Origin of the sequence: Streptomyces spongiae (assembly GCF_009377185.1) — a bacterium.
GTDB lineage: Bacteria > Actinomycetota > Actinomycetes > Streptomycetales > Streptomycetaceae > Streptomyces > Streptomyces spongiae.
In genome coordinates this window covers 1-5,179 of the sequence record NZ_VJZC01000661.1, presented here as the reverse complement: position 1 = coordinate 5,179, position 5,179 = coordinate 1, and the positions used below count along the sequence as shown (strand labels likewise).

Genomic DNA, 5,179 nt, shown 5'->3' with positions numbered 1-5,179 from the left:
GCGCAACCGGTCGGCGACGGCCGCCGCCGTCGTCCTGCTCCTCGTCGTGGTGGTGTGCCTGTGCGCGCCGCTGTACGCGGACCATCTCGCCCACACCGACCCGTTCCGCTCCCACGTCTCCGGCACCACCGTGGTGGACGGCAAGACGGTGCCGGTACTCACCCCGAGCAGCACCGGGCTCGGTCTCGGGGTCACGCCCATCGGCCCCACCTGGGACCCGGGCCACTACTTCCTCGGCGCCGACAACCAGGGCCGCGACGTGATGGCCCGCCTGCTGTACGGGGGCCGCACCAGCCTGTTCATCGGCGTCACGGCGGCCGTGCTGACCGTCGTCATCGGTGGGGCCGTCGGCATCGTCGCGGGCTACGCGGGCGGGGTCGTGGACGCCGTGGTCTCCCGGATCCTGGACGTGATCTGGGCGTTCCCGGTGTACCTGCTGGCCATCTGCCTGTCGGTGGTCCTGCTGACCGACGGACTGCGCCTGGGGCCGCTCACCGTGGACGCGGGGAGCCTCTGGCTGCCGATCGTGATCATCGCGGCGATCTACGTGCCGTACATCGCCCGCCCGTTGCGCGGCCAGGTCATGGTGCTGCGCAACAAGGAGTTCATCCAGGCGGCCATCGGCTCGGGCGCGCCGACGTCACGCATCCTGCGCCGCGAGGTGCTGCCGAACGTCCTGCCGACGGCCATCGTCTTCGTCCCGCTGATGACCGCGCTGGCCATGCTCACCGAGTCGGCCCTGTCGTTCCTGTCCGTCGGCGTCCAGCCGCCCGACGCCAGCTGGGGCACGATCATCGAGGACGGCCTCGGGCTGCTCTACACCCGGCCCGCCGTGACGATCGCGCCCGGCCTGCTCATCGCCGTCGCCACCGCGGCGCTCAACGTCCTCGGTGACGGCGTGCGGGACGCGCTCGACCCGAGTGCCCGGCTGCGCGGAGGGGTGTGAGGAACGGATGCTGTACTTCGCCGTCCGGCGCTTCCTGTCGGCCCTGCTGGTGATGTTCGCGATCAGCGTGCTGGTCTTCCTGATCTTCTTCGCCACGCCCGGCGTGGACCCCGCGGCGCGCATCGCCGGCCGCAACGCCGACCCGGCCACCCTGGCCCAGGTCCGCCACTCCTTCGGCCTCGACCGCCCCCTGCCGATCCGCTATCTGCTGATGATGCGGCACCTGCTGGTCGACCGGGACCTGGAGTCGTTCGTGAACCGCGGCTCCCGCGTCATCCCGCAGATCGTGCAGGCGACACCGGTGACCCTGTCCCTGGTGGTGGGAGCGGCGGTGATCTGGATGGCGGTCGGCATCCTCATGGGCACGGCCGCGGCGACCCTGCGCGGCACGGCAGTCGACCCGCTGATCATGCTGGTCGGCGTGGTCGGTGTCTCGCTGCCCGCCTACTGGCTCGGCGAGGTCGTCAACCTGATCACCCAGAAGCAGCTGCACGGCACGGTGTTCTCCTGGGTGCCACCACCGGGGTACGTCGGCCCGAGCCAGGACGTGGGCCAGTGGGCGCTGCACCTGCTGTTCCCGTGGCTGACGCTGTCGGTGCTGTACGCCGGGATCTACGCCCGGCTGCTGCGCGGCGAGATCATCACCGCCCTGAACGAGGACTACGTCCGCACGGCCCGCGCCAAGGGGATCTCCGAGCGCCGGATCCTGGTCCGGCACGCCCTGCGCTGCTCGCTCATCCCCATCGTGTCCCTCTTCGGCCTGGACTTCGGCGCGCTCGTGGGCGGCGCCGCCCTGCTCACCGAGGTGGTGTTCGGCCTGCCCGGCATCGGCAAGCTCACCTTCGACGCCCTCCAGAACCTGGACCTGCCCGTGATCATGGGGACGGTCCTTTACGCGGCGTTCTTCGTGGTGCTGGCCAACGCGCTGGTGGACGTCCTGTACGCGCGACTGGATCCGAGGGCCCGCCATGCCTGATGAACCCCTGCCTGAAGTACCGCTGCCTGATGAACCCCTGCTGGACGTACGCGACTTGAGGGTGCGGTTCCGTACCCGCACCGGCACGGTCACCGCCGTGGACGGTCTCTCCCTCTCCGTCGCCCCCGGCGAGATCCTCGGTGTCGTCGGCGAGTCGGGCTCCGGCAAGAGCGTGTCGATGCTGGCCGTGCTGCGCCTGCTGACCAGCCGGAACGTCACCGTCTCGGGCGAGGTCCGCTTCCGCGGCCGGGATCTGCTCACCCTCCCCGACAAGGAGCTGCGCTCGGTCCGGGGCCGGGAGATCGCCATGGTCTTCCAGGACCCGATGACCGCGCTCACCCCCGTCTACACCGTGGGCTGGCAGATCGCCGAACAGATCAGGGCCCATGAGCGGGTGTCGCGGAAGGCGGCACACGCCCGCGCGGTCGAGCTGCTGTCGGACGTCGGCATCCCGGACGCGGCCTCACGCGTGAACGCCTACCCGCACGAGTTCTCCGGCGGCATGCGCCAGCGCGCGGTCATCGCGATGGCCCTCTCCTGCGGCCCCGCGCTGCTGATCGCGGACGAACCGACGACGGCGCTCGACGTCACGATCCAGGCCCAGATCCTGGACCTGATGCGGGAGTTGAACGCGCGCGGCTCGGCCGTCGTCCTCATCACCCACGACATGGGCGTGGTCTCGGAGATCGCCGACCGGGTGCTGGTCATGTACGGCGGCCGGGTGGCCGAGGAGGGCCCGCGCCGCTCGGTGTTCCACGGCCCGCGCCACCCGTACACCTGGGGACTGCTCGACTCGGTGCCGCGCGTCGGCGGTCCCCGGCTGCGGCGACTGCCCACCATCGCGGGCATGCCCGTGTCACCGGGCGACCTGGAGGGCGGGTGCGCGTTCGCCCCGCGCTGCCCGGCACGTCACGACCGCTGCGACGAGCGCCCGGCACTGTCCGGGCACCCCGGCGAGGCCGCGCACCGCGACGCGTGCTGGCTGCCGGCGGACGACCGGACAGCCGTCCGGCTCGCGACCCGGACGGCCAAGGCGGACCCGGCCGACCAGGCAGGCCCGGGAGACCCGGCGGACTCAGCAGACGCGGCAGACAGGGAGATGGCCCCGTGACCACACAGAACACCACACCACCGGCCGCCCCTGCCCACCCCGACGGTGACGGTGGCGGTGACGTCCTGCTGCGCGCCACGGACGTCGCCAAGTACTACCCCGTACGCACCGACGCGCTGCCGTGGAACCAGGGCCGGAACCGGGCGGGCAAGGTCCTGCGGGCCGTCGACGGAGTCTCGCTGGAGGTGCGGCGGGGCGAAACCCTCGGTGTCGTCGGCGAGTCGGGCTGCGGCAAGTCCACGCTCGGCCGCTGCCTGGTCAGGCTCACCGAACTCACGAGCGGCCGGGTCGAGTTCGACGGCCGGGACATCACCAACCTCTCCGCGCGCCGACTGCGCCCCGTACGCCCCGGCATGCAACTGGTCTTCCAGGACCCGCAGGCCTCGCTGAACCCGCGGCGCCGGGCCGGGGACATCGTCGCCGAGCCGCTGCTCGTCCACCGGTACGGGGACGCCGCCGCGATCCGACGCCGGGTGTCCGAACTGTTCGACGTCGTGGGACTGGCCTTCGCCCATCTGGACCGCTACCCGCACGAGTTCTCCGGCGGCCAGCGCCAGCGCATCGGCATCGCCCGCGCGCTGGCCACCGACCCGAAGCTGATCGTCGCCGACGAGCCCGTCTCCGCCCTGGACGTGTCGATCCAGGCCCAGGTGCTGAACCTGTTCGCCGACCTCCAGGACGAGTTCGGGCTCACGTACGTCTTCATCGCCCACGATCTCGGGGTGGTCCGCCATGTGTCGGACCGGATCGCCGTGATGTACCTGGGCGAGGTCGTCGAACTCGCGGAGACGGAAGCGCTGTACGCGGCGCCCGCCCACCCCTACACCGAGGCACTGATGTCAGCGGCCCCGTACATCGACGACACCGCCGACGCCGACGGCACCCCCGACACCGCGGATGCCGACGGCACGGCCGCCCCGGGTACGGAACGCCGTGAACGCATCGTCCTCACCGGCGACGTACCGAACCCGGTGGCCAAGCCCGCCGGTTGCGCGTTCCACACCCGCTGCCCGTACGCCCGGGAACGGTGCGCGGTGGAACGCCCCCGCCTGACGGAGACGTCCCCGGGCCGCCACACGGCCTGCCACTACCCGCTGACGGCCCCGGGCGGGACGGGAAGGGTCAACTCCCAGGTGTCCACGGCGTAGTCGAGCGTCATGCCGTGCCGTTCGTACAGTGCGAGGGCCCCGCTGCTGTTGTCGGTGTCCACGCCGAGGCCGATCCGGTCGCGCCCCAGCGCCGCGTAGTGCCCGAAGGCGTGGCGCAGGAGGTGGCTGCCGAGCCCCTTGCCCCGGGCCTCGCTCAGGACGGCGAGGTTGCCGACCCATGCCATCGAGGCACGGTCGTTGTGGCTGCGCAGCAGGCCCGCGTCGCCGAGGCCGTCGACGTGCGCGATCCAGACCAGTGACCAGTCGGCGGACCCGCCGTCGATGTCGTCCAGCCACTGTTCGTACGTACGCGGCTGGAAGTCGAAGTGGTCGACCATGGACTGCTGGAGCAGCGCGTGGGCACGCCGGCGGTCGGGCTCGGCGAGGCAGGAACGCAGGGTCACTCCGTCGGGCGGCGACGGCGACGCATCGGCCTCCCGGTCGAGGGACCGCTCCATCACGTTGTAGCGACGGACGGCCCGCCACCCCCGCCCGCGGAGCGCGTCCAGGTCCATCGTGGGACCGATGTTGAGGTGCATGTGGACCACGGCCCGCTCGGCCCCGTTGCCGCCCGCCCGCTCCGCCGCACGGGTCTCCATCAGGTCGAACAGGTGCAGGGCTCCCTGTGTCCGGCCGGGCAGCGTGTAGTGGTCCATGTCGATCCGCTCACCGCCGGAGTCGTCCCACACCAGCCCGTACGCGACCAGCCGCTCCCCCTCGAACATCAGCCACGAGTCGCGCTCCAGGTCCACCTGGGGATGCTTCAGGTCCGCCTGGACCTCGGCGAGCCCGGTGTCCGCGCGACCGATCTCCGCCAGGTCGACCTCGTTCAGCAGCACACGCACCGCCTCCGCGTCGTCGAGCGTGGCCGGGCGCACGGTCAGGCCGGGTGGGAGGGGGGTAGGTGTCGTCATGGGTTCACTGTCGGGGGGCGAACACCCGTACCGCAACGGACTTTTCTTTCCCTTCCCTTCACCGCGGAACCCGCCCTCCTCCAC

The 5,179-nt window shown here is 71.7% G+C and carries 5 protein-coding genes; 4 read left to right on the top strand and 1 reads right to left on the bottom strand.

All coding sequences use genetic code 11. The features are described from left to right. The 4 genes from FNH08_RS44035 to FNH08_RS44020 form a co-directional block, all read left to right on the top strand. Positions 1 to 946: ABC transporter permease (locus FNH08_RS44035; protein WP_152777123.1), on the top strand; the 946-nt coding region annotated here is incomplete at its 5' end. A gap of 7 nt (positions 947 to 953) precedes the next feature. After that, a complete protein-coding gene (locus FNH08_RS44030; protein ID WP_152777122.1) occupies positions 954 to 1,922 on the top strand; it encodes an ABC transporter permease in 969 nt (322 codons plus the stop codon). After that, positions 1,915 to 3,033: an ABC transporter ATP-binding protein gene (locus tag FNH08_RS44025; RefSeq protein ID WP_152777121.1), complete on the top strand. Its 1,119-nt coding sequence runs from the start codon at positions 1,915 to 1,917 to the stop codon at positions 3,031 to 3,033. Before FNH08_RS44030 ends, FNH08_RS44025 begins: the two co-directional genes overlap by 8 nt. Beyond that, entirely contained in the window at positions 3,030 to 4,181 is a 1,152-nt protein-coding gene (locus FNH08_RS44020; protein WP_322726427.1) for an ABC transporter ATP-binding protein, read from the top strand. The genes FNH08_RS44025 and FNH08_RS44020 overlap by 4 nt, the downstream gene beginning before the upstream one ends. Here the strand turns inward: FNH08_RS44020 and FNH08_RS44015 are convergent. Further along, positions 4,121 to 5,095, bottom strand: a complete 975-nt coding sequence (locus FNH08_RS44015) for a GNAT family N-acetyltransferase (protein WP_152777120.1) — start codon at positions 5,093 to 5,095, stop codon at positions 4,121 to 4,123. The two genes, FNH08_RS44020 and FNH08_RS44015, sit on opposite strands and share 61 nt — an antisense overlap. Positions 5,096 to 5,179: the final 84 nt, after the last annotated feature.